26 protein-coding genes are annotated in these 23,868 nt (G+C 41.7%); 13 read left to right on the forward strand and 13 right to left on the reverse strand.

The features are described from left to right. The 6 genes from GUA46_RS10910 (at window position 1) to GUA46_RS10935 (ending at window position 6,521) form a co-directional block, all read left to right on the forward strand. A complete protein-coding gene (locus tag GUA46_RS10910; protein ID WP_176620508.1) occupies window positions 1–501 on the forward strand; it encodes a hypothetical protein in 501 nt (166 codons plus the stop codon). Between the two features lie 17 nt (window positions 502–518). After that, complete coding sequence (locus GUA46_RS10915) at window positions 519–680, forward strand: hypothetical protein (RefSeq protein ID WP_176620509.1); 162 nt, start codon at window positions 519–521, stop codon at window positions 678–680. A gap of 60 nt (window positions 681–740) precedes the next feature. Further along, window positions 741–1,298, forward strand: a complete 558-nt coding sequence (locus GUA46_RS10920; RefSeq protein ID WP_176620510.1) for a cob(I)yrinic acid a,c-diamide adenosyltransferase — start codon at window positions 741–743, stop codon at window positions 1,296–1,298. Between the two features lie 125 nt (window positions 1,299–1,423). Next, window positions 1,424–1,648 (forward strand): DUF2795 domain-containing protein, encoded by a 225-nt coding sequence (locus tag GUA46_RS10925; RefSeq protein WP_013551418.1) that lies wholly within the window; start codon window positions 1,424–1,426, stop codon window positions 1,646–1,648. 134 nt (window positions 1,649–1,782) lie between these two features. Further along, complete coding sequence (gene secA, locus GUA46_RS10930) at window positions 1,783–5,145, forward strand: preprotein translocase subunit SecA (protein WP_176620511.1); 3,363 nt, start codon at window positions 1,783–1,785, stop codon at window positions 5,143–5,145. A gap of 155 nt (window positions 5,146–5,300) precedes the next feature. After that, the gene (locus tag GUA46_RS10935) at window positions 5,301–6,521 is read left to right on the forward strand and encodes a sensor histidine kinase (RefSeq protein ID WP_176620512.1); all 1,221 of its coding nucleotides are present in this window, start codon (window positions 5,301–5,303) and stop codon (window positions 6,519–6,521) included. Between the two features lie 164 nt (window positions 6,522–6,685). Here GUA46_RS10935 and GUA46_RS10940 read toward each other — a convergent pair whose 3' ends face one another. Next, complete coding sequence (locus GUA46_RS10940) at window positions 6,686–6,922, reverse strand: hypothetical protein (RefSeq protein WP_176620513.1); 237 nt, start codon at window positions 6,920–6,922, stop codon at window positions 6,686–6,688. A 404-nt stretch (window positions 6,923–7,326) separates the two neighbouring features. Between GUA46_RS10940 and msrA the strand changes: the two genes are divergently transcribed. After that, the gene (msrA, locus tag GUA46_RS10945; protein ID WP_176620514.1) at window positions 7,327–8,022 is read left to right on the forward strand and encodes a peptide-methionine (S)-S-oxide reductase MsrA; all 696 of its coding nucleotides are present in this window, start codon (window positions 7,327–7,329) and stop codon (window positions 8,020–8,022) included. A gap of 82 nt (window positions 8,023–8,104) precedes the next feature. Here msrA and GUA46_RS10950 read toward each other — a convergent pair whose 3' ends face one another. The 4 genes from GUA46_RS10950 to GUA46_RS10965 all read right to left on the reverse strand — a co-directional run bounded on the left by GUA46_RS10950 (window position 8,105) and on the right by GUA46_RS10965 (window position 11,239). After that, complete coding sequence (locus GUA46_RS10950) at window positions 8,105–9,562, reverse strand: DUF4097 family beta strand repeat-containing protein (RefSeq protein WP_176620515.1); 1,458 nt, start codon at window positions 9,560–9,562, stop codon at window positions 8,105–8,107. Then, window positions 9,534–10,136 (reverse strand): hypothetical protein, encoded by a 603-nt coding sequence (locus tag GUA46_RS10955; RefSeq protein ID WP_176620516.1) that lies wholly within the window; start codon window positions 10,134–10,136, stop codon window positions 9,534–9,536. The genes GUA46_RS10950 and GUA46_RS10955 overlap by 29 nt, the downstream gene beginning before the upstream one ends. Further along, window positions 10,126–10,662, reverse strand: a complete 537-nt coding sequence (locus tag GUA46_RS10960; RefSeq protein ID WP_176620517.1) for an RNA polymerase sigma factor — start codon at window positions 10,660–10,662, stop codon at window positions 10,126–10,128. Before GUA46_RS10960 ends, GUA46_RS10955 begins: the two co-directional genes overlap by 11 nt. A 151-nt stretch (window positions 10,663–10,813) precedes the next feature. After that, window positions 10,814–11,239, reverse strand: a complete 426-nt coding sequence (locus GUA46_RS10965; protein ID WP_176620518.1) for an Ohr family peroxiredoxin — start codon at window positions 11,237–11,239, stop codon at window positions 10,814–10,816. Window positions 11,240–11,449: 210 nt separating this feature from the next. Here GUA46_RS10965 and meaB point away from each other — a divergent pair, with 210 nt between their 5' ends. The 3 genes from meaB to GUA46_RS10980 are packed head-to-tail and all read left to right on the forward strand — an operon-like array spanning window position 11,450 to window position 14,344. Beyond that, entirely contained in the window at window positions 11,450–12,493 is a 1,044-nt protein-coding gene (gene meaB, locus GUA46_RS10970; protein WP_176620519.1) for a methylmalonyl Co-A mutase-associated GTPase MeaB, read from the forward strand. A gap of 35 nt (window positions 12,494–12,528) precedes the next feature. Beyond that, window positions 12,529–13,491, forward strand: a complete 963-nt coding sequence (locus tag GUA46_RS10975) for a glycosyltransferase family 2 protein (protein ID WP_176620520.1) — start codon at window positions 12,529–12,531, stop codon at window positions 13,489–13,491. Continuing rightward, window positions 13,472–14,344 (forward strand): lysylphosphatidylglycerol synthase transmembrane domain-containing protein, encoded by an 873-nt coding sequence (locus GUA46_RS10980; protein WP_176620521.1) that lies wholly within the window; start codon window positions 13,472–13,474, stop codon window positions 14,342–14,344. The genes GUA46_RS10975 and GUA46_RS10980 overlap by 20 nt, the downstream gene beginning before the upstream one ends. Here the strand turns inward: GUA46_RS10980 and GUA46_RS10985 are convergent. The 5 genes from GUA46_RS10985 to mazG form a co-directional block, all read right to left on the reverse strand. After that, window positions 14,341–15,999 carry an ArnT family glycosyltransferase gene (locus GUA46_RS10985; RefSeq protein ID WP_176620522.1) on the reverse strand — a complete coding sequence of 553 codons (1,659 nt, stop codon included), beginning with the start codon at window positions 15,997–15,999 and terminating at the stop codon, window positions 14,341–14,343. The two genes, GUA46_RS10980 and GUA46_RS10985, sit on opposite strands and share 4 nt — an antisense overlap. Then, window positions 15,996–16,565, reverse strand: a complete 570-nt coding sequence (locus GUA46_RS10990; RefSeq protein ID WP_108246584.1) for a phosphatase PAP2 family protein — start codon at window positions 16,563–16,565, stop codon at window positions 15,996–15,998. Before GUA46_RS10990 ends, GUA46_RS10985 begins: the two co-directional genes overlap by 4 nt. Next, window positions 16,565–16,792, reverse strand: coding sequence for a hypothetical protein (locus GUA46_RS10995; RefSeq protein WP_108246583.1), 228 nt, complete (start codon window positions 16,790–16,792; stop codon window positions 16,565–16,567). The genes GUA46_RS10990 and GUA46_RS10995 overlap by 1 nt, the downstream gene beginning before the upstream one ends. A gap of 35 nt (window positions 16,793–16,827) precedes the next feature. Further along, window positions 16,828–18,195 (reverse strand): MATE family efflux transporter, encoded by a 1,368-nt coding sequence (locus GUA46_RS11000; protein WP_176620523.1) that lies wholly within the window; start codon window positions 18,193–18,195, stop codon window positions 16,828–16,830. 83 nt (window positions 18,196–18,278) lie between these two features. Then, window positions 18,279–19,052: a nucleoside triphosphate pyrophosphohydrolase gene (mazG, locus tag GUA46_RS11005; protein WP_176620524.1), complete on the reverse strand. Its 774-nt coding sequence runs from the start codon at window positions 19,050–19,052 to the stop codon at window positions 18,279–18,281. A 153-nt stretch (window positions 19,053–19,205) separates the two neighbouring features. On the opposite strand from mazG, the gene GUA46_RS11010 reads away from it, so the two are divergent. Next, window positions 19,206–19,850 carry a GDSL-type esterase/lipase family protein gene (locus tag GUA46_RS11010; protein WP_176620525.1) on the forward strand — a complete coding sequence of 215 codons (645 nt, stop codon included), beginning with the start codon at window positions 19,206–19,208 and terminating at the stop codon, window positions 19,848–19,850. 55 nt (window positions 19,851–19,905) lie between these two features. Next, window positions 19,906–21,441 (forward strand): family 20 glycosylhydrolase, encoded by a 1,536-nt coding sequence (locus GUA46_RS11015; RefSeq protein ID WP_176620749.1) that lies wholly within the window; start codon window positions 19,906–19,908, stop codon window positions 21,439–21,441. A gap of 3 nt (window positions 21,442–21,444) precedes the next feature. Here the strand turns inward: GUA46_RS11015 and GUA46_RS11020 are convergent, their stop codons facing one another. Genes GUA46_RS11020 through ruvX form a run of 3 tightly spaced genes read right to left on the reverse strand, consistent with a single transcriptional unit; the run spans window position 21,445 to window position 22,948 of the window. Continuing rightward, the gene (locus GUA46_RS11020; RefSeq protein ID WP_176620526.1) at window positions 21,445–21,888 is read right to left on the reverse strand and encodes a DUF5606 family protein; all 444 of its coding nucleotides are present in this window, start codon (window positions 21,886–21,888) and stop codon (window positions 21,445–21,447) included. 55 nt (window positions 21,889–21,943) lie between these two features. Next, a complete protein-coding gene (gene def, locus GUA46_RS11025; protein WP_176620527.1) occupies window positions 21,944–22,534 on the reverse strand; it encodes a peptide deformylase in 591 nt (196 codons plus the stop codon). A gap of 3 nt (window positions 22,535–22,537) precedes the next feature. Beyond that, window positions 22,538–22,948, reverse strand: a complete 411-nt coding sequence (gene ruvX / locus GUA46_RS11030; RefSeq protein ID WP_176620528.1) for a Holliday junction resolvase RuvX — start codon at window positions 22,946–22,948, stop codon at window positions 22,538–22,540. A 100-nt stretch (window positions 22,949–23,048) separates the two neighbouring features. Between ruvX and GUA46_RS11035 the strand changes: the two genes are divergently transcribed. Next, the gene (locus GUA46_RS11035) at window positions 23,049–23,864 is read left to right on the forward strand and encodes a 2,3,4,5-tetrahydropyridine-2,6-dicarboxylate N-succinyltransferase (protein WP_176620529.1); all 816 of its coding nucleotides are present in this window, start codon (window positions 23,049–23,051) and stop codon (window positions 23,862–23,864) included. Window positions 23,865–23,868 lie beyond the last annotated feature (4 nt).

A 23,868-nucleotide genomic window follows, 5' to 3' on the forward strand; every position in this document is an offset into this window, starting at 1 on the left:
ATGTGGTTCCGATTCACTTCATATTTAAACTTTTTAGCCAAATCCAACAATCAGCATGGTGTGCACTCCCCTTTTGTGTTCCAATATGTGACAAAATGCCTCTATTCCAGAAAAAGACTTCACAAGAACAAAAGCATCAATACATTACTCAAGACCATCGGTTATTTTGGTTTTGAAATAGTCAGTATTAAAAATAATGTTGAGACTACGGAATTGGTCAAACAGACTTTTCCCAAAGTTCGATTTGATGAAAACCCTGTTGACATTCTTTTTGTGGATGAAATAGACGTGCTATTATTTCAAAAAATATATTCCGAAGGAAAATTGCACAACGATAGCCTTATCTTGATTGACTCTATGTATAAAAACAAGGAAACCTTGGACCAATGGAAGTATTTGATTGCCTTACCTGAAATCACCGTAAGCATAGATATGTATCATTGCGGACTTATTTCCATCCGAAGGGAACAGGTAAAGGAACATTTCACGATTCGAATTTAAAACGGTAATTTTAGGTTATGGAAAATATAGCTACGGATAACACCATTTGGTACATCTTGGCCGTTTTGGGACTTATCTATCTGATTATTTTGTTCAGAAACAAGAAAGCGACAAAGCGTAGAAAGTCCCGCAAGTTTATGGAGGGAAAGCGTCAACGAGATAAAAACAATGAGCAATAAACAATGTGCAATGGACAATTACTATTGTTAATTGATTATTGAACATTGATAACTGATACCATGAAGATATATACCAAAACTGGGGACAAGGGCACCACATCGTTATTTACAGGCACACGTGTTCCCAAGCATCACGTCCGCATTGAAAGTTATGGCACCATTGATGAACTCAATTCACATGTAGGGCTTTTACGGGACCAGGATATGGATGAACATTCCAAAAAAACACTTTCCCTTGTCCAAGAAAAGCTTTTTACCGTGGGCTCCATACTGGCCACAGAGCCCAAAAAGGACAAAAGGCTTAAGATTTCCCGCATAAGTTCCGAAGATATTGAGCTTTTGGAACAGGAAATGGACAAGATGAACGAAAGCCTTCCGGAAATGACACATTTTATACTACCAGGAGGGCACACCACCGTGTCATACTGTCATATTGCCAGAACGGTTTGCCGACGGGGAGAACGTATGATTTCCTATTTACATGAGAATGAGCCGGTGCCGGAGAACGTTTTATCCTATATTAATCGACTTTCCGATTATTTATTTGTTCTGGCACGCAAATTGTCCAAAGATTTAAATGCCAAAGAGGTCAAATGGATTCCTGAGAAGTTGGACTGACAAAATCGCTTTTTTGCCCTAAATGTTTTGTCAACAATAAAATAATTTTTAAATAATGGTGTTTTTACTTGGCAGATTGAGTTTAAAAATTATTTTTGCAAAAAATTTAAAATCAAACCGTTACTATGTACTGGACTTTAGAACTAGCCTCATATTTAAGTGATGCGCCTTGGCCAGCAACCAAAGACGAACTGATAGATTACGCCATTCGAACAGGAGCGCCGTTGGAAGTTGTAGAAAATTTACAATCCATGGAGGAAGAAGGAGGCGAGATATATGAGTCAATAGAAGAAATTTGGCCCGATTATCCCACCGAAGAGGACTACCTCTGGAACGAGGATGAATATTAGATCCGAAAACACAAACCACGTTAAAAAGTCTCATTTGAGGCTTTTTTTTATGTAATTTTGACAGCCTGGCCAAAGAATTCCATCGTGATCCCATCAATGGAACGGCTTTTGACAATCAAAAGAAAAAACATTTCATGAGTTTTATTAATTCCGTACTTAAGGTTTTTGTAGGAGATAAATCGGAGAAGGATGTAAAGTCCCTACAACCTTTGGTAAAAGAGATAAAATCCTTTGAGCAACAACTTGAAGGATTGTCACATGATGAACTGAGACAAAAAACTACATCTTTTAAAGCAAGAATAGCTGAAGACTGTAAAGAGATCAACGATAAAATTGCCGAGCTAAAAGAAGAAGTGGAAAATTCGAACGACATTGATCGTAACGAAGAAATCTACTCCGAAATCGACAAACTCAACGAAGAAGCTTATAAAGTTTCAGAAAAGACTTTGGAAAACATACTTCCCGAAGCCTTTGCCGTGGTAAAGGAAACCGCAAAACGATTTGCGGCCAACGAAACCTTAACCGTTACGGCCAGTGAATTCGACAGAATGCTTTCCGGCGATAAGGATTATGTTTCCTTGGAAGGCGACAAAGCGGTTTGGCAAAACTCATGGGATGCCGCTGGAAAAGAAGTTACCTGGGATATGGTACACTACGATGTACAGCTTATCGGGGGTATTGCCCTGCACCAAGGAAAAATTGCCGAGATGCAGACAGGTGAAGGTAAGACTTTGGTAGCTACCCTCCCACTCTACCTCAATGCCTTGGCCGGTAAAGGTGCCCACTTGGTAACGGTAAACGACTACCTGGCCAAAAGGGATAGCGCCTGGATGGCTCCATTGTTCGAGTTCCATGGGCTTTCCGTGGATTGCATAGACAAACACCGACCCAACTCCGATGGAAGAAGGGCAGCCTATAACGCCGATATTACTTACGGGACCAATAACGAATTTGGTTTTGACTATCTCCGCGACAATATGGCGCACACTCCAGATGATTTGGTACAACGTCCGCACCACTACGCCATTGTTGATGAGGTGGATTCGGTATTGATCGACGATGCTCGTACACCTTTGATAATTTCCGGTCCGGTTCCTGAAGGAGACCGTCATGAATTCAATGAACTTAAGCCACAGGTTTCGGATATCGTCCAAAAACAACGTCAGCATTTAACCGGCGTTTTGGCAGAAGCCAAAAGACTTATCAAGGAAGGCAACACTAAGGAAGGTGGTTTCTTGTTGCTACGGGTTCACCGTGGACTTCCTAAAAATAAGGCACTCATCAAGTTTTTAAGTGAAGAAGGGGTCAAGCAATTGCTTCAAAAGACCGAAAACTTCTACATGCAGGACAATAATAGGGAAATGCCAAAAGTGGACGAAGACCTATTATTTGTTATCGATGAAAAAAACAATCAAATTGAATTGACCGATAAAGGGGTAGAAAGCATCTCTACCGATCAGGACAAAGAATTTTTTGTGATGCCCGACATCGGTAGTGAAATTGCCAAAATCGAGAGCCAAAACCTCGAGATTGAAAAAGAAGCTGAACTCAAGGAAGACCTCTTTAAAGAATTTGCCGTAAAGAGTGAACGCATCCATACCATGACCCAGTTGTTGAAAGCCTACACCCTGTTCGAAAAGGATGTGGAGTATGTGGTGATGAACAACAAGGTAATGATCGTGGACGAGCAAACTGGTCGTATCATGGACGGTCGTAGGTATTCGGACGGGCTTCACCAAGCTATTGAGGCCAAGGAGAACGTAAAAATCGAGGCCATGACCCAGACTTTTGCGACAGTCACCCTACAGAACTACTTTAGAATGTACAGTAAGCTGTCAGGAATGACGGGCACAGCGGTAACGGAAGCAGGTGAATTCTGGGAAATATACGAGTTGGATGTGATGGAGATTCCGACCAACCGACCCATTGCCCGTGACGACAGGCAAGATTTGATCTACAAGACCAAACGTGAAAAATACAATGCCATCATCGACGAAGTAACAAAAATGTCGCAATCCGGCAGACCTGTATTAATCGGTACTACCTCCGTTGAAATTTCGGAATTGTTGTCCAAATTGTTGAGCGTCCGCAAGGTTCCTCACAACGTATTGAACGCAAAACTTCATAAAAAAGAGGCAGATATTGTTGCTGAAGCCGGTAAAGGTGGTATTGTTACCATTGCTACCAACATGGCCGGTAGGGGTACCGATATTAAATTATCATCCGAAGTAAAAGAAGCAGGTGGTTTGGCCATTATTGGTACAGAACGCCACGATTCTAGACGTGTGGACAGACAGTTGAGAGGTCGTTCCGGACGACAAGGAGACCCTGGTAGTTCCCAGTTCTATGTTTCTTTGGAAGATAACCTGATGCGTTTATTCGGCTCTGACCGAGTTGCCAAAATGATGGACCGCATGGGCTTGGAAGATGGTGAAGTCATCCAGCACTCCATGATGACCAAATCCATTGAGCGCGCACAGAAAAAAGTAGAGGAAAACAACTTCGGTATCCGTAAGCGTTTGTTGGAGTATGATGATGTTATGAATGCCCAACGTGAGGTTATCTACAAAAGAAGAAGACACGCATTGGAAGGTGAACGCCTAAAGGTGGACATCGCCAACATGATCTATGATACCTCTGAAGCCATTGCGGAAACCAATAAAATGGCCGATGATTTCAAGAACTTTGAATTTGAGCTCATTAAATATTTCTCCATTACATCACCTATTGATGAAGACGAGTTCAAAAAATTGAGCTTTCAGCAGATTGCCAATAAAGTCAACGACGAGGCCTATAAGTACTACAAAGAAAAAATGGAGCGTAGTGCCACGGTTGCCTTCCAAGTCATCAAAAAGGTGTACGAAGATGAGTCCAACAAGTTTGAACGTATTGTAGTTCCATTTACGGACGGCATCAAGTCCTTGAACGTTGTGACCAATTTAGAAAAGGCGTACAATACCGATGGAAAACAGTTGATCACGGATTTTGAGAAGAACATCACACTGGCAATCATCGACGATTCTTGGAAAACGCATTTGCGTAAAATGGACGAATTGAAACAGTCCGTGCAATTGGCCGTTCACGAGCAAAAAGATCCCCTGTTGATCTATAAGTTCGAAGCTTTTGAACTTTTCAAGGAAATGATCGATAAAGTAAACCGTGAAGTAATATCCTTCTTATTTAAAGGAGAATTGCCATCGGAGAACACCTCTCAGATTCAGGAAGCCAGAAATGTCCGTAGACCCAAGGAAAACATTCAAACCTCAAAGGAAGAAATTCCGAACAGCGATGAATTGGCCGCACGGAACAGAGCTGCAGGACAAACTCAAGGACAGCGACAGCAGGTAACGGAAACCATTGTCAGGGAAAAACCGAAAATCGGTAGAAATGAAAAGGTCACCATTAAAAATGTGATGTCCGGGGAAAGCAAAACGGTAAAATACAAACAGGCCGAACCCCTTATAGAGAAAGGAGAATGGGTCTTGGTCAACGACTGATCCGCCCCAAATAGAAACCTAAAGTGGCAGTTATTAAAGCTGCCACTTTTTTTATATCAAAAACATAGTTAGATTTACACCGTAAAACACCCCATTAAGCAACTCTATCACACCGCTCAACCTTTTTGTGATAGAGGCATATTCACACGCAGCATATGAGAAGTCCTGGCAAGGATACATATAGGATACAAGACAAGGTTACTTTGATACTTAAAGTAAATTACAATTCTTCCTTCTTTGCTGCCATCTTTGGATTGGCATGCTACTTCTTGTTGGGTATAGATGGTATTGTTCCTTATACTTTTTGGGGCTACGCAGTCATCAATCTATTGAACACACTTCTTTATAAACAACATGAAAAACTGGTGCTCACCTACAACCTGACCTCCATTCTTTCCATGTTGGGAGCAATTGTAATCACACTTTACAGTGGAGGCATAGAGAGCCCGTTCGTTTTTGTTTTGGCCATAATAGTGTTTGCCGGATATGTGACCACTAAAGTTTTCGGTCAATTGTACCTTATTTTAAATTTGTCCGTTCTTACCATTTTGTTCCTATATGACACGGGTGATTTCAAGATTTCCGAAAATACAATTCCATTGGAATCACGCGACTGGTTCGCCTACTTGAGTGCCGTGTTCGCTGTGTACTTGTTGGGAGGAGTATTTGGTAAGAACCTTTTAAGTGCCCACCATAGGTTGTACAAATCCCGCAATGAGATTCAGGAACGTATAGACGAAAAGGAAATACTGTTGAAGGAAGTACATCATCGTGTTAAAAATAACCTACAGACCGTTTCGAGCCTATTGAGCCTTCAATCAAGATCCATTGATGATAGCAAAATCAGCAACATCATCAAAAGCAGCCAAAACAGGGTGGTATCCATGGCCATGGTACACGAAATGCTCTACAAACGCGATGATTATCTATCCAAAATAGAACTGAAACCCTACGTTCAAGAACTGTGTGACTATTTGGTCAGGTCGGTTAAGGGTAGCGTAAATGATGTGAAAGTCAATCTGGACATCAACAATTACAAGTTGAGCATTGACACCGTGATTCCTTTAGGTCTGATTATTAACGAAACCATCACCAACGCCTTAAAGTATGGAATTGCCGAAGTCCGAAATGGTGAGATTCATGTCTCTGTGGAAAAAATTGGGAACAATAGATATAAAATGCACCTTGGGGACAACGGTATCGGGTATTCTGAGGAAATCAATCCTAAAACATCCAACTCCTTGGGACTAAAGCTCATCTACAACTTGGCCCGACAGCTTAGGGGCACCATTACCAGGGATTACGATAAAAAAGGGACACACTACACCATTGAGTTTGAAGAAGTGATAGAACAGTTCAATTCGGTAGACCAATAAATCGAAAAACGAAAAGGTCGGCTTGCACCGACCATTCCTACCTATTTCCAAAATAAACTTAAACTTCTAAAATCTCCTCTCCCTAAAGGAAAAGGCAATGCTTGCCAATACAAACGCTATACTTAGGGACACCCCAAAAGGAATCAGTACATCCAACATCATAATTAAGCTAATTTTGCACCGTCCTTCTTAGTCTTAAAAGAAAGCTCTTTTTTGATACGGGAGTTCTTGAACTTGTAAAGTCTGGCCGTTTTTCTATCCTTTCTGATTGTCTGGTCGAATTCAACCTTCAACTCAACACCCATTGTTGGTACATCCACTTTAACTTCCTTGGAAAGATCTTGTGCGGAAGCCATAGTTCCGAAAAAAGTTACTGCGATGATGGTGAAAATTGTCTTCATTTGTTCTGTTTGCTTTACGATGTAAAATTACTTTCGCTTACAAACCCAACTCGATTTCTATCGCTCAATGACACCTTTCCGTCGGTGAATATTTTTTTTTCGGTTGAAGTGTTTTTTATCTACGATGAACGTTTTGGGGACCAAGAACAACATACCGAACGCATGTGCATTTCATCGATAATCCGCTTTGCAGTTCATCTGTAACCCACTGAAAGGCAATAATTTATTTGTAAGAAAAAGATTATATATATGTAGTCCAACTTGAGTTGTTACTGGTTGTTTCCTACGTTTTTGATACTCCGCCAATGCTGGCGTTCAATCCGTCCAATAGACGATGATTAACATTTTTTAACGGCTATATAAGTAATTGTTGGTATCTTATTACTACTAAAGAAGAAACTAAAATGAAATCTGTGAGAACTCCATTTTTAATTCTGCTGCTGTTGGCATCAATAAGTTGTCAACCCAAGAACAAATCCGACAATCAAGAAGTAGCTCAAACAAATGAGTCCGAAAACCATTCTATAGCTAAGTTGAGCTCAGAAGAACTTCAAAAATACAAGACCGCCTATTTTGCCAGTGGATGCTTTTGGTGTGTTGAAGCCATTTTTGAAAGCGTAAAGGGCGTTAAGGAAGTATATTCTGGTTATTCCGGTGGGTTCGAAAAAAATCCCACCTACGAAGAAGTTTCCTATGGTAGGACGCATCATGCCGAAGCTGTAGAAGTATATTACGACCCAGAAACCATATCATTCACACAATTGGTACAGGTTTTCTTTGGTTCGCATGATCCAACTTCATTGAACAGACAAGGTCCAGACCGTGGAGCACAGTATCGTTCCATTGCGTTTTACAAGAATGATAAGGAAAAGAAAATCATTCAGGATTATATAGCCAAGTTGGAAGCCGAAAACGTATATGGTGACCGTAGTATAGTTACTGAGGTTACACCTTTTGAAAAGTTTTATAGGGCCGAAGAGTATCATCAGGACTACGAAAGGCGGAATCCAAACAACAGCTATATCAGAAATGTATCTATTCCTAGATTAAATCGCTTTAAAGAAAATTTTAAGTCCTACCTGAAAGAAGATGTTCATTGAAGATGATGTGGTAGGCACTGGTCGTTGAAGAGTTATATCGACCAATAGGTTCGGGGTGGTTCCTTGGGACTGGCAATTGAAGCTAGTTCTTTAGAACCACCTCGCTGTATTTAGAATTGATTTTGATGGTCTTACCATCATTTTTACTGATGTGGTATCCTGTATATAGGTTGCCTCCCTGCTTTTTGGTTGATGTTAATTTTAGCGCCTTGGGGTACTGAAAACCTGAAGTCGTCTCATTTACCGAAATAACATAGGGCGTTTCGGGCAATTTGCAATCCAACTCCCCATTTTCCAAAGATATATCAATGGAGTTGAAACCATTGGATACCTCATCAATATTCAATACGCCAAAATTATTGGTCACCAAAGCCTTGCCGGCTACCCTACCAATCACCACATTGGATGAAACAGAATTCAGTTTTAAATTCTTTACCTCTTTTAAATTGACCCTATCCGAGTAATCGGCACTAAGGCTGCCATAGTTCCAGTTTTGAACCACTACGGGAGAGTATGAAACCCGAATATCGGTGCTGGCACCTTCGATGGTTGAGGCAAGCAAGCTTGCATAAGACAAGCTTGCTTTGATGTTTTTGGCATTTTCTGCCAATTTTACCTCACCGTGTCGTACATTCATTTTTACCTTAATGTACTTCGGCATTTTGATGATGATTCGTTTTTTGACCTTATACTCTTTATGCTTACCTCCCGATGAAAAATAAAATACATTAGGGCTTCCGTTCACTCTGATTTCTTCCCGTAACTGCTTTCTAAGTTCTGCCTGCTCTTTTCGGATTTCAGCCTGCTGGGCGCGCATCTCTTCTTGTTGCTCTCTCCTTTGTTCTTGCATCTCCCTGCGTATTTCCTGTTGCTCTTCACGGAATCTCTCCCTATCTTCCCTCATCTCCTCTCTTCTGGCCTCGCGTTCCTCTGCCATTTTCTCCATCTCTTCTCCCCATTTCTCAAAACGCTCCTTATATTCCTTATCAAAGGTTTTGTCAAACTCCTTTTTCCATTCCTTCATGTATTTGTCACCATCCTTTTTGTAGGCATCGTAATCAAAATCTATAGGTGGCATAGGAGGTAACGGTGGCATGGAGGGCATCACCGCTATTTCTGGAATAATGATTTCAGGGATTTCCGGAATTTCAACATTGGCGATAATTTCTGCCACCGACGGCATATCTGGAATATCGATGTTCACCGTTCTAAAATCATAATCATAGCTAGGTCCCGCACCTTCTGTGCTTACCTCAATTTCCTTACTATTGCCCATTATTTTGACCAGATCCTGCTCAAAATAAAAATCCGCATCTTTTTGATCTACGCCTTCCAGCTCGATTACAGCTGTGATTTCCACTTGGTCCTTTGCCCAAGTCTCGAACTCAATATCGGCATAACTCGTATTGATGCTCAATTCCGTGTCGTTTTTGACATCGAAGGTTTCCTTGTAGGTTTTGGATTTCTCCTGCGCTTGGCCGGTAAAGCCGACCAAGGCCAGAAACAATCCGCTACACAATATTTGATGATTCCTGTTCATTTTTTGATGATTTTAATTGATTCAACTTTGATTTTAACTTTTGCAACAACTGCAATCTCAACTGCAGGTTATTAATGAGTGCACCTATGGTCTGATCATTGGGACCAAAATCGTTCAACTCCTCATTAAGTCTTTGGTATTCCTTGTTCAGTTCCGCCAATCGGTCCATATAGCTGCCCACAAGCTCCTTGTTACCAGGGTCATCGGCCAGTTCCGACAACTGTAGGTTAATATTGGTAGTGTAATAGGTCTCTATTTTCTTCAAGTCGGGTGATAGGTCTCCCAATGAAATACCTTGTGCTTCGTTGCCAGGAGTCTCTTTGTCCACAACGGTTATCTTTTCATCAGGTTCAACCGTTCCTCCATTATTGTTGAAATAATAGACCGACAAGCCCACAGCAACCACAACCGATGCGGCAATCTGCATCCAAAGTGAAATCACCTTTCGCTTGGGAGGGTCTTTGGGCAACTCTTTTTCCAACTTGGAAAAAAAGCGATCCTCATGTCCTTCCGTCATTTTAAAGCTTTTCTGCTTTCTCTCCTTTTCAAATATTTCCCTAAGATCACGTGCCATATGCCAAACCTTTTAGTTTCTCCTTTAATTGCGCCTTTCCTCTCAATAATCGGGTTCTCGATGCAGTTTCCGTGATGCCTAAAATTTCGGATATCTCGGAATGGTCGTACCCTTCCACCAAAAACAATTGCACCACATATCTATATTTTTGGGATAGTTCCTCGATTGTTTTCTTCACTTGTTCAATGGAAATCCCTTCATCCACAGACCAGTCATCTTCTTCCGCTACTTGCAGATACCTCTCATTGAGCTCCACTGTTCGTTGATGTTTCGATTTTAAAAAATCGATGCTGCCGTTCACTACAATTCTCTTTAACCAGGCCCCGAACGTTACATCTCCCTTAAACTGCTCGATACGCTGAAATGCTTTTATAAATGAATCTTGCAGCACATCCTCCGCGTCATCTGCATTTTTAAGGAACCTCATGGCCACACAGAACATACCCTCGCAATACTGACGGTACAGTTGCATTTGTGCCTGACGATCGTTCGCCTTGCACTTTTCTACAAGCTCAATATGGAGCACACTCGGTTCTATGTTTGGTTTTTTAGTTGTTCTGTACTAATGACGATGCAAAAAATACAACGTTGCAAAATAGCCCGTTTTTTATTCATTTTTAACAAAAAAAGCCCCGCTGAACAAATCAACGGGGCTCATTATTAAAACGTTACCTAATTTATTCGTCCAACAATAAATTTAGGTGAACGGTAATATTGTCGCGTGTAGCTTTGCTATAAGGACACATTTCATGGGCTTCGTTGATTATGGTTTCGCCCATTTCCTTATCTACCGTGGGCAAATACGTATCCAACGTAACCTCCAAGAAAAATCCATCTTCCTCTTTATTAAAGGCAACAATAGCGGTAACGCTAAAATCCCCTAGGTCATCGATATCATGGCTTTTGGCCACTGCCTCCACTGCACCGGCGTAGCAGGTAGAATATGCCGCCGCAAAAAGTTCTTCAGGATTGGTGGATTCAGGGTCTGGCTTACCTTTGGAATTTGGCATGCTTATCGGAAAATCCAAAACCCCGTCCTCACTTTTTACATGTCCTGCTCTTCCTCCTGTATTAGTGGCCTGGGCCTCAAAAATTGTCTTCATCTTTTAAATGTTTATAGGTTCGTAAAAATCGGCACCTTTTATGATTACCGATCATTTAACGAATAAGGTACCACTTTGCTTGCGGAAGTCCGCTTTAACAGATATTAAATTTTTGTGAAATGGATGGTAAAATAAAGAGGCAAAACCGAGCAAAGTCCGAACAAACCCGTAAAATCTTTATAAATTCGTACAAACTGATGAACCGTACACTTGGCAGAAGAGAACAAGATACCTTCCGATACCATTTCCAAAATCAAGTCACTCAGAAAACAAGAACTTTCTGTCGATGCTTTGGTCCAAGGTATTTTTGATGGCAACCAAGCTATGCTTGCCAAAGCCATCACCTTATTGGAGAGTACAAAAACAGCCCATTTTGAAAAAGCCAATGCCGTTATAGAAAAGTGTCTTTCCCGACCCACGTACAGTATTCGTTTGGGAATTACGGGGGTTCCAGGAGTCGGTAAAAGTTCATTTATAGAAACCTTGGGCAAAACCCTGACCGACAAAGGCAACAAAGTTGCCGTGTTGGCCGTGGACCCGACCAGTTCATTGAGTAAAGGCAGCATTTTAGGGGATAAAACCCGAATGGAAACCTTGGCAAAAGACCCGAATGCCTTTATTCGCCCTTCCCCTTCTGGTAGCTCATTGGGTGGTGTGGCACAAAAAACACGGGAAAGCATCATACTATGCGAAGCTGCAGGTTACAATGTTATTTTGGTGGAAACCGTAGGTGTTGGACAAAGTGAAATTGCGGTACACAGTATGGTCGATTTTTTCCTTTTGCTGAAATTATCAGGGGCCGGAGACGAGCTCCAAGGGATTAAGAGAGGAATCATGGAAATGGCCGATGCCATAGCCATCAACAAAGCAGATGGCAACAATTTGGAACATGCCAAACTTGCCGTAACAGAATTTTCCAGGGCATTGCACCTATATCCGCCCAAAGCCAACGGTTGGACACCTAAAGTGATGAAATGTTCCGCAATGGAAAGAACCGGCATTGAAGAAATCTGGGACTTGGTGCAACAATTTGTGGAACACAACAAGGAAAACGGCTTTTTTGAAAAAAACCGACAACAACAGAACAAAAACTGGTTCCTTCAGACCGTGGATGAACAGATCAAGCAATTTTTCCATCAAAAACAAGCTTTTAAAACGGAACAGGCCAAGTTGTTGACAGAAATCGAAGAGCATAAAATTTCGCCGTTCTATGCGGCAAAACTCCTATTGGACAAGATTACCAAGGAACTTTAAATAAAAGCAATAAATTTGCACAGATTTTATATTGAATGAGCACCGTCACCGATTCCCTTTTATCCATAGTGGTTCCTTTGTACAACGAGGAGGACAATGTGGTCCTTTTGACCCAAAAAATCAATGAAAGCCTTGAAGGGTACAATTATCAAATTGTATACGTAGATGATTTTTCTACCGACAAAACCCGAATCAAGGTCAAGGAAATGGATGACAAGAGAGTCCATTTGATTGAATTGAAAAAAAACTATGGCCAGAGTTTGGCCCTGGCTGCCGGGATTGATTATGCCGAGGGGGAATTTATCATCACCATGGATGGGGACTTGCAAAACGACCCCTCCGATATTCCAAACATGTTGCAATACGCCATTACCGAGGAATACGACGTTGTGACGGGTATTCGTCAAAAGCGAAAGGACTCACTTGTTAAAAAGATACCCTCTAAAATCGCCAATTTTTTGGTGAGAAGGGTCACTAAATTGGACATCAAGGATAACGGATGTGCCCTCAAGGTTTTTACCAAGGATATTGCAAAAAGCCTGAATTTGTATGGGGAAATGCACCGCTTTATCACACTTTTGGCCCATTTGGAAGGTGCACAGATCAAACAAGTTCCCGTAAAGCACCATGCTAGGCACGCTGGGGTTTCCAAATACGGCCTAGAGCGTGTTTTTAAGGTTGTGGCGGACATGATGCTGTTACTTTTCATTAGAAAATACTTTCAACGTCCCATCCACTTGTTTGGGATTTTTGGAGTTTTGCTGGTCATCCTTGGAGTTTTGATCAACATTTATTTACTAATCGTTAAGCTAGGATTTGATCAAGATATCGGTACGAGACCGCTGCTCATTTTCGGGATGATGTTTATTGTTGGTGGAATCCAATTGTTTACCATCGGAATTGTAATGGAACTTTTGATTAGAACCTACTACGAATCACAGCAGAAACGACCATATCGCATTAAAAAAATAAGCATAGGTGACGGAAAAGCTGCGTAAAAAGCTCATAACCGCCTTGAAGATTATCATCAGTGCGGTACTGATTTACTTTATTTTCACCAAAATAGAGTTGAAAGATGTACTCCAAACCCTAAAAAAGGGCGACCCGCTCTATTTGTTCTTGGCATTGCTCTTTTTTGTACTGTCCAAAATTTTATCAGCTTTGAGGACCAACCTGTATTTTCATCAAATCGGAGCGAAGGTTTCCCAGTTGAGCAACTTAAAGCTGTACCTATTGGGAATGTTTTACAACCTCTTTTTACCGGGAGGGATTGGCGGTGATGCCTATAAAGGCTACGTCATTCAGAAAGAATATCAACCAGGCACCAAAAAAGTAGTTTCAAGCTTACTATTGGACCGTTTAAGCGGGATGTTGCTGCTGTTTGTCTACGCTTGTGCACTTGCCCTCTTGTCCAAAAATGAGTTTTTCCAAAGGTTTTACTGGCTGATTGTAGCGGCCATCCCTTTGAGCGTTGCAGTATTTTGGTTTGTGAACAAAACCTTTTTCAGCTCCACCCTTTCTGTGTTTTGGAAATCTGTCGGGTTCTCGACCTTGGTGCAATTGGCTCAGCTGGTCTGTATTCTCTTTATTTTGAAATCCTTGTCCGTTAGTTTGGATAGTATTGAGTACCTGTTCGTGTTTTTGGTCTCCTCGATTGTTTCGGTAATTCCCTTGACCATTGGCGGTATTGGCAGTCGAGAGGTCACCTTTTTGTACGGTGCAAAATGGTTGGGATTGGATGAAAGCACATCCATTGGCATCAGCTTTACTTTCTTTTTGATTACGGCACTTACTTCGCTCTTCGGTGTCATCTACCACTTCAATAAGCCAAAGTTGGAATCGGTAGATTAGTCCAAATGCACCAAATGCATTTTGTTCAATTTATCTTCTCTCGTATTCGGGTTCAGGAATTTGATCTGCAATCGGGTAATGCGAAATTGATCCACGGTAATTTGCTCGTCCCAAGCAATTCCATTGTCTTTCAATTGCTTTAATTCTTCATCCGTGGCGTAGACCCAAACATCGTCCTTTTTGGCAATTTCCGGTATTGAAACTATTTCAACAGGCTTTTTGTTATAGAAATCCAACGACCAAGAATATCTTTCGGAAACCTTATAAATATTGTCCACGGGAATATTGTTCTCCCGCACCTTTTCCGCCATATTGGAACCGCCTTGGTATTCGAGCAGTTTTGGGTAAAAATGGGCATTCATTAAACCATTCAACAGAACTGAACTCAAAATAGCGACCGTTACAATTTTAGTGTATACGGCTTCTTTTTGAAAAAGAAGATATGTAACCAATACGAGTGCCAACAACAATAACAAATAGTTATACCAATATTCCAATTTGAAAACATAGAGACTTACCAACAGGGCAAAGACCACTACCAATCCCAATATAAAATACTGGATACCCAAGATGATTTTTGCCATCTTCAATTTTTCCTGTTGGTGCAAAACATATAGGAAAGCTGCTGATAGGATCGCATATAACGGCATCAGGATATTCATGTAGTGCGGCAATTTAAACTGCGCAAAACTGATGAGAAGGAACAAAATGGAAATCCCGCCCACGGTCAGAAATTCTAAATTGGGCCTATAAGCGAACTTCGCTTCCCAAAAGGCTCTTACTTTGGTCCAGTAGCCAATCAATGCAAGAACCGTCCAAGGCAGGAACACCCACAAAAAGGTATGGAAGAAAAAGAAAAAATCGCTACTGTTCTTCCCTACGCCTTCGCCACTCATCCGTTCAAAGCTCTGCTCCCAGAAAATAAAGAAGATACCACTACGGTGATCCTTGCCGCGAATTACTTTTTCGGGGTGTAAATCAAACTGATGGTAATAGGCGTATAACATCGGGGTTATGGTCAAGCAAAAAACAACTAATGCAACCAGTAACTTCCAATTGAGCAGTCTTTTCCATTTTCGGGTATAGGCCAAGTGGCAAAGTATCGAGATTCCAATGACCACTAAGGCAATCTGCCCTTTGGTGGAAAAGGCCATTCCAGCCCCAAAAGCACCCAAAGCGATACTTTTTAAGGTATTCTTTTCGATATAAGTGGCCAATTGCCAAATGGAGAATATCGTAAATCCAGTCAAAACAGCATCGGTACGGACATCAATGTTGGCCAAGACCATGGTTTGGGCCGTCATAAAAATCAATGAGGCATATCGACCAACATCCTTATTGTATAACAATTTACCAAGACCGTAGCAGCTATAGGCACCTAACAAAGTTGACAAAATACCGGGAATGCGGTATACCCAATCGTGAATGCCAAAAATTTTATAGGAAAGTGCTGCCAACCAATAATGCATGTGCGGTTTGTCCAGATACTCTTCGGGACCTTTGAAAAGGCTCAAAAAATCATTTTCCTGAACCATCCGCATGGCCATTACTGCAAATTGAGCAGAATCGTTCTCCATTAAGGTTACAAACATGCCAATGATGTACACCAACACAATCAATCCAATATAAAACCAATATCTAGCGGTTGAGATCATACCCCTATTTTTTGAAAAGCAAATATAGCCAACTTGGCCCACAACCATCCGAACAGTGAGCCTACAAAGGCTCCTGTAATCACATCCAACGGATAGTGCACGCCGATGTAAATACGGCTATAGGCCACAATGCAGGCCCAAAGCAGCAAAACCCAAGAAATATATTTCACCTTATTTCTGAACAATACGGCAAAGAAAATCGCTGGGCCAAATGAGTTGGCCGCGTGCGCAGAAAAATACCCAAATTGTCCACCACAGTAGCTTTTTACCAAGCGCATTGCGCTGCTCACATCAGGTTCGTGGCAGGGACGCAAGCGACCGATACCATACTTGAAAAAATTGGACAGCTGATCGGTACAAGTAATCAACAAAGCAATGGAAACCAAAATTATTCCAGTTCCCTTCCAACCAAAAGTTCGATAGGATAAATAAAGCAATAACAGATAAAGTGGTGCCGAGTTTCTGGTCGTCGTCATAAACATCCAGAAACCGTCCCAAGTCTCGGTTCCCAATCCGTTAAGGAACAAAAACAGTTCTTTATCGTGTTGCAGTAATTGTTCCAGCATTATTGGTCGTATCTGGAAACTTCCCGGTCATAAAAAGCCGTGGCGGCCTCAATTAGGCTTTCCGCTTCTTCCAATAAATCGGCTTCATCTTGTTTGGAGAATTCTTCCATCCATTCCACTTCATCATTCTCCAGATTGATGATGAATCGTGGGTATTCGGTATGTACAATAAAAATGGCCTCGGGAAAATCCGTATTATCGGCCAATAAAAATTTAGGTAGTTCCATGTGTTCTTATTTTGATTCCAATCTTGGAATTCATCTTATTGAGCTATCAATTTCTTGGTCAAAAAGTTGAATCGAAGATACAACATTACAGCCGATGCCGTAAGCCCCGACAACAATCCGATCCAAATACCGGTGCTTTCAAAACTGGTGCGCAATCCCAAGAAATAGCTGATGGGAAATCCAATCAACCAGTAGGCAATAAAAGTAATGAGTGTTGGTATCTTCACATCTTGCAAACCACGTAGGGCACCCAAAACCACCACTTGGAGACCATCAGAAATCTGAAAAAAGGCCGCCACCAACAACAGTTTGGCCGCAATAAAAATCACTTCGCTATTATCGGCCTGGTTGGCTATGTCATCCACATCCAAATAAATCGTAGGGAACCAATGTCTTCCCAATAGGAAAATGGCGGCAAAGGCTATTTCCACAAGCAAGGTCAAGAAAAATACGGATTCAGCGATTCGCTTCAATTCTTTATGGTTCTGAAGTCCTTTTTGATTTCCGACCCTGACCATTGCCGCCACGCTAAGCCCGGTCCCTACCATAAATGTCATACTGCTCAAGTTCAAGGCAATCTGATTGGCGGCCTGCGCATTTTTGCCCAGTACCCCGCTCAACCAAATGGCCGCGGTAAAAATGGCAACTTCAAAAAACATCTGCAATGCGGATGGAAAACCAAGATTGATGATTTTTTTCATCACTTTCTTTTCGATGCTTCTAAAGTTGAAATGGGTCACGTAGAATTCAAACTTCTTTTTTCGCTGGAGCAGATACCAAATAAACGCTACCATGATTACACGTGAGACCAAGGTGCCTATTGCTGCCCCTACAATCCCCATTTTGGGAAATCCGAAAGAACCAAAAATGAGAAGGTAATTTAGGGTGATATTGACCACATTCGCCACGATGGTGGTATACATGGGGTATTTGGTCTGCGACAGACCATCAGAAAACTGTTTAAAAGCCTGGAATATGATCAAAGGCACCAGCGAAAAAGCCACCAAATCCAAATAGGGCATGGCAAGTTCCACCACCTCTGGGGGCTGCTCCATATGGTGCATCAAAGGTTTGCAAACTTGTATAAGCCCAAAAAGTGACAACCCTAATAAGGTACAAAGTACCAAGCCGTGTTTCAGGGCACTTTTGCCCGCCGCTTGATCCTTTGCACCATCCGCTTCGGCCACCAATGGCGTTATGGCCGTGGAAAATCCAATCCCAAGGGACATCGCTATGAACACAAAACTGTTGCCCAAAGAAACTGCGGCCAGTTCGGCCGTACCCAATTGCCCCACCATAATATTATCGGCAAAAGCCACAAAAGTGTGACCCAACATCCCCAAGATCACGGGATAGGACAGTTTTAAGTTATAGGCAAATTCTTTGGTGTAGTTTTGAAACACGGAATCATTTTAAAAAAGGATGGCAAATATAGTCAGTTTGTGCACAATTAGAGCGGGTCTAAATGTTAGGGAATGGATAAATGTTACAACTGCTTCGCCTCTTCCCAATACACATCCATCTCGGCCAAGGTCATATCGCTCATAGCTTTTCCAGCCTCCTTTGCCTTTTGCTCTAAATATTGAAATCGTTTAATGAACTTTTTATTGGTGCGCTCCAGTGCATTCTCTGGGTTGATTTTTAGGAACCGGGCATAATTGACCATAGAAAAAAGCACATCGCCGAATTCAGATTCCATTTGATCGGTATTATTTGCTTCTATCTCTTCTTGAAGCTCGCCCAGCTCCTCTTTCAATTTTTCAAAAACCTGCTCGGGATGCTCCCAATCAAAACCCACACCGGAGACTTTATCTTGGATTCGGTTGGCCTTAACCAAAGATGGAAGCCCCTTGGGAACACCTTCCAACACGCTTTTCTTGCCCTCTTTTAATTTGATGTTTTCCCAATTCTGTTTTACCTGCTCTTCATTCTCCACCTTAACATCTCCATAAATATGTGGGTGTCTGTTGATGAGCTTTTCGCAAATACCATTGGCCACATCGGCAATATCAAAATCCTGTGTTTCGGAACCGATTTTAGCGTAAAAAACAATGTGCAGTAAAATATCGCCCAGTTCCTTTTTTACTTCTTCCAAATCGTTGTCCAGTATAGCATCACCCAATTCGTAGGTTTCCTCTATGGTCAAGTGACGAAGGGTTTGCATCGTCTGCTTTTTGTCCCACGGACATTGTTCGCGCAATTCGTCCATAATGGTCAAAAGGCGGTCAAAAGCGGCCAACTGTTCCGGTCTTGTGTTCATGGCTTTGGATTTTGTCCAAAAATACGAAGTCCCATTGGTTGAAAATCCAATGTCAAAATTTACTTATGAAAAGTATTTTGGTATTTTTCAACAAAGGCGGTTTACGGAAAAATATCACTATCTTCAACGTCATTTTAAGGCTAAAATAGTAGAATGAAACATCTTTTTGTGGTGTTGCTCGTGGTTCCTTTGATGGTCATTGCGCAAACCGATAATCCTTTCAAAGACGAAGTCAAATCAATTCAAAAGAAGAATGATTCCCTTTGGGACCCATCCAAACCTACGATTGTTTTTACGGGAAGTTCGAGTATTCGTTTGTGGGAAGATGTTCAAGAGCGCTTCGCGGAACACCAAGTACTCAACACTGGATTTGGAGGCTCTCAATTTTCCGACCTTGAGCTTTATTTGGATGAGTTGATATTGAACTACAGGCCTGTAAAGGTTTTTATCTACGAAGGCGACAATGATATTTTTGCCAAGAAAAGACCAAGAAAAATCATTGAAAGAGCCGAACAGATCTTGGCCGACCTACAACAGAGAAACCCCAATATGGAGATTGTTCTGATTTCGGCAAAACCGAGTATTTCCCGATGGAAATATAGAGGTAGGTATCGCAGGTTAAACCGTAAACTGGACAAACTGGCCTCGGAAAACGAAAAGATCGATTTTGTGGATGTCTGGTATCCTATGCTGGATAACAGAAAGGTGATGCAAGATATTTTTATTGAAGATGGCCTGCATATGAACGATAAAGGTTACGACATCTGGTACGATGTGATCAAAGACTACATGGACTAAAAACTAAACAAACGTGATTAAAAAATCAATTTTGCTGTTCGTTGCGGTTATCTGCATGGCAGCCTGCCAAACCAAAAAAGAGGAAATCAATTTTCCAAAAACCGACCTAGCAAGCGCCCCATTGATTCCTAAGCCCATCAAAACCATCCCGACCGGAAGTGCTTTTGGGTTAGATATAGGAACGGCCATCTACACTTCTACCACAAGTCCCGAATTTGAGAAAGTGGGTCAGTTTTTATCCGAAAGCATTAAATCCAAAACAGGACTTGATATAGCCGTAAATACATCATCCGAAGACAAATTGGAACGGTTGATCTATATCAACCAATCGGACAGTGTGGATTTGGAAAGTCCCGAAGCTTATCAACTTTACATTAAAAAAGACTCTATTTTATTGAACGCCAAAACAGCGACGGGTGCTTTCAGGGGCGTACAGACGCTACGCCAACTCATTCCGGAAAAAAGCAATGATACACTGGCAGACCGTCCGATTTGGGTAATTCCCTCTGGCAAAATCATAGACGCTCCAAAATACGGATACCGCAGTTCCATGTTGGACGTGGCCCGTCACTTTTTTACCGTGGATGAAGTCAAAAAATACATTGATGCCCTGGCATACTACAAGTTCAACACATTGCACCTTCACCTATCCGATGATCAAGGTTGGCGCATTGAAATCAAATCTTGGCCGAAACTTACCGAAGTCGGAGGTGCCAGTGAAGTTGGTGGTGGCCAAGGTGGATTTTACACCCAAGAGGAATACAAGGACCTCGTTGCCTATGCTGCTGAAAGACACATTACCATTGTACCGGAGATTGACATGCCCGGACACACCAATTCGGCATCATTGAGCTACCCGTTTTTGCACTATGCCGGGGCTGAAACCCCACGTGTACGTACCGATATGAAAGTAGGTTACAGTTCCTTTGATGCAAAAAAGGATACGGTTTACAGTTTTTTGGATGATGTAATTGGCGAGATTGCATCCATAACGCCCGGTCCGTACTTCCATATTGGTGGCGATGAAAGCCACGTAACCAAGAAGAACGATTACATCCTTTTCGTAGAAAAAGTAGGGAAGTTGGTACAAAAGCACAACAAGAGAATGATCGGTTGGGATGAAATTGCCCAAGCGGACATTGATCCCAATTCGGTTGTTCAACTATGGAACAGTGCTGAAAATGCCTTGAAAGCCGCCGAAAATGGTTCCAAAATCATAATATCGCCTGCAAAGAAAGCCTATTTGGACATGAAATATGATTCCATTTCCGAGTATGGTCTAAACTGGGCTGGCTATATACCTGTTGATGTGGGATACCAATGGAATCCGGAAACCTATGTTGATGGACTTCCCAAAGAAAATATTCTTGGAATAGAAGCACCATTATGGTCAGAAACCATTAGCAACAGCACTGAATTGGAATATTTGGCTTTCCCAAGATTAATCGGGTATGCCGAACTGGGATGGTCTCCAAGTGAGCACCTTGATTGGGACGATTATAAAAATCGATTAGCTGCACAGGTTCCTAATCTGGAATCCATGCAGATCAATTATTACCCAACAAAGTTGGTGGATTGGAAAAAAGAATAGTGTTTATTCTTCCTCTTCTGAGGCAGATACAGTAGGTTGTTCGGCATCCTTTTCGTCCTCAACAAACTCAGTGATATTGTTGTCGAGAAGGATGTTGTACCACTGTATGATTTTTTTGATGTCGCTTGCGTACACACGGTCCTCATCATAATTCGGGAGTACCTCGAAAAAATACTCCTCCAATTCGATTTTTTCGGCTTTGTGGCTAATCGAGGTTTTTTTACCGTCTTCCTTTTCCTTTATTTTTTGAAATACTTCCTTTAAAGGAACTTCCTCTTCCAAAGTGTAAATGGCTATTTCGGACAACACGCTTACATTGCTTCTTAAACCAACGGTTACGCGTTTGCCATCCAAAAGGGATTCGCCAACAAAGCCTCCTCGCGTTTGGGTCAATAATTTGTAAAGTCCTGGTTTACCTCCAATGGATAAAATCTTGTCTAATGCCATTCAAATAATAATTTATGGGCGCAAAAATATGTTTTTATCGCAAACTGCGATTTTTTTAACGTCCTTTTTTGATATTGGGAAACCTCATTCGGTAGTCCACGGTTATTTTTCCTTTGGAAATCTTTTCCAATCGGCTTTTTAAAAGTCGTTTCTTTAAGGTTGAAAGCTTATCGGTAAACAAAATACCTTCAATATGGTCGTATTCATGTTGGATAACTCGGGCCAAAAGGCCATCAAAGGTCTCCGTATGTTCTTTGAAACCCTCATCTAAATATGTAATGGTGATTTCTGGCTTACGCTTTACATCTTCACGGACATCAGGAATACTCAAACAACCTTCGTTAAAGTCCCACTCCTTGCCACTTTCTTCTTGAATCTTTGCGTTGATGAATACTTTTTTGAATCCATCGAGTTGTTTCTGCTCGGCTTCGGTCAATTCTTCATCATCAGAAAAAGGTGTTGTATCCACCATAAACATACGTATGGGAAGCCCCACCTGTGGAGCGGCCAGGCCAACACCATGGGCATTGTACATGGTCTCCCACATATTTGTTATTAACTCGTCAAGTTTTGGATATTCGGATGTGATATCCTTTGCCTTTTTTCGCAAAACGGGGTCTCCGTAGGCTACTATGGGTAAAATCATAAATCAAAATCTGTTTAAGTAGGCCTGCAATATGAGCGTGGCACTTATTTCATCGACTAGGGCCTTATCCCTTCTCTTCTTTTTTTTCATTCCGCTGTCCAACATGGATTGAAATGCCATTTTGGATGTGAACCGCTCATCTTGTCGCTCCACAGGAATAGAAGGAAACTTGGCCTTCAGCTTTTTCAAAAAAACCTGGATAAGTTCCTCGGACTCGGAAGCGGTGTTGTCCATTTGCTTGGGCAACCCCACAACAAAAAGTTCAACGGATTCTTTATGGGTGTACTCGTCCAAAAAGGATAACAAGTCCTTGGTTTGAATAGTGGTCAATCCAGAAGCGATCAGCTTAAGTTCATCGGTAACTGCTATCCCCGTTCTCACCTTTCCAAAATCCAAAGCCAAAATTCTAGCCAAAATAATTTTTTGGCAAAAATAACCTTAAAAATGTTATGCGCTTAAAAATGGCGACCATAATTGTATGAGGGGGCTTATCTTTGTATAAACTTTAAGAAAAATGACAGAATTAAGAACGCTAATTGAAAAAGCGTGGGACAATAGAGCGTTGCTCGAGGACAGAAAGACTCAAGACGCCATACGCGAAGTCGTAAAGCTTATTGATTCGGGAGAACTGCGTTGTGCAGAACCTACGGAAGATGGTTGGCAGATAAATGAATGGGTAAAAAAAGGGGTGGTACTTTACTTCCCTATCCAAAAAATGGAAGTGCTCGAAGCTGGCATTTTTGAATATCATGATAAAATTCCTTTGAAAAAAGGATACAAAGAAAAAGGTGTTCGTGTGGTCCCCCATGCGGTGGCAAGACATGGAGCTTATATTTCTCAGGGCACTATTTTAATGCCGAGTTATGTAAACATCGGTGCCTACGTTGATGAAGGAACCATGGTGGATACTTGGGCCACGGTGGGAAGTTGTGCACAAATCGGTAAAAACGTTCACTTGAGTGGTGGAGTTGGTATCGGCGGGGTTTTGGAACCTTTACAGGCGGCCCCCGTAATTATTGAAGACAATGCCTTTATTGGTTCAAGGTGTATAGTAGTGGAAGGTGTGCGAGTAGAAAAAGAAGCCGTTTTGGGCGCGAATGTTGTTTTGACCGCATCTACCAAAATTATTGATGTGACAGGTGATGAAGCTGTTGAATTGAAAGGACGCGTACCTGCTAGGTCAGTTGTTATTCCCGGAAGCTATACCAAAAAATTCCCAGCAGGTGATTATCAAGTACCTTGTGCCTTGATCATTGGAAAGCGAAAAGAAAGCACGGACAAGAAAACTTCTTTGAACAATGCCTTGCGTGAGCACAATGTTGCTGTGTAATCCC

The sequence above is a fragment of the Flagellimonas chongwuensis genome, assembly GCF_013376415.1.
In the GTDB taxonomy this organism is placed as follows: domain Bacteria; phylum Bacteroidota; class Bacteroidia; order Flavobacteriales; family Flavobacteriaceae; genus Flagellimonas; species Flagellimonas chongwuensis.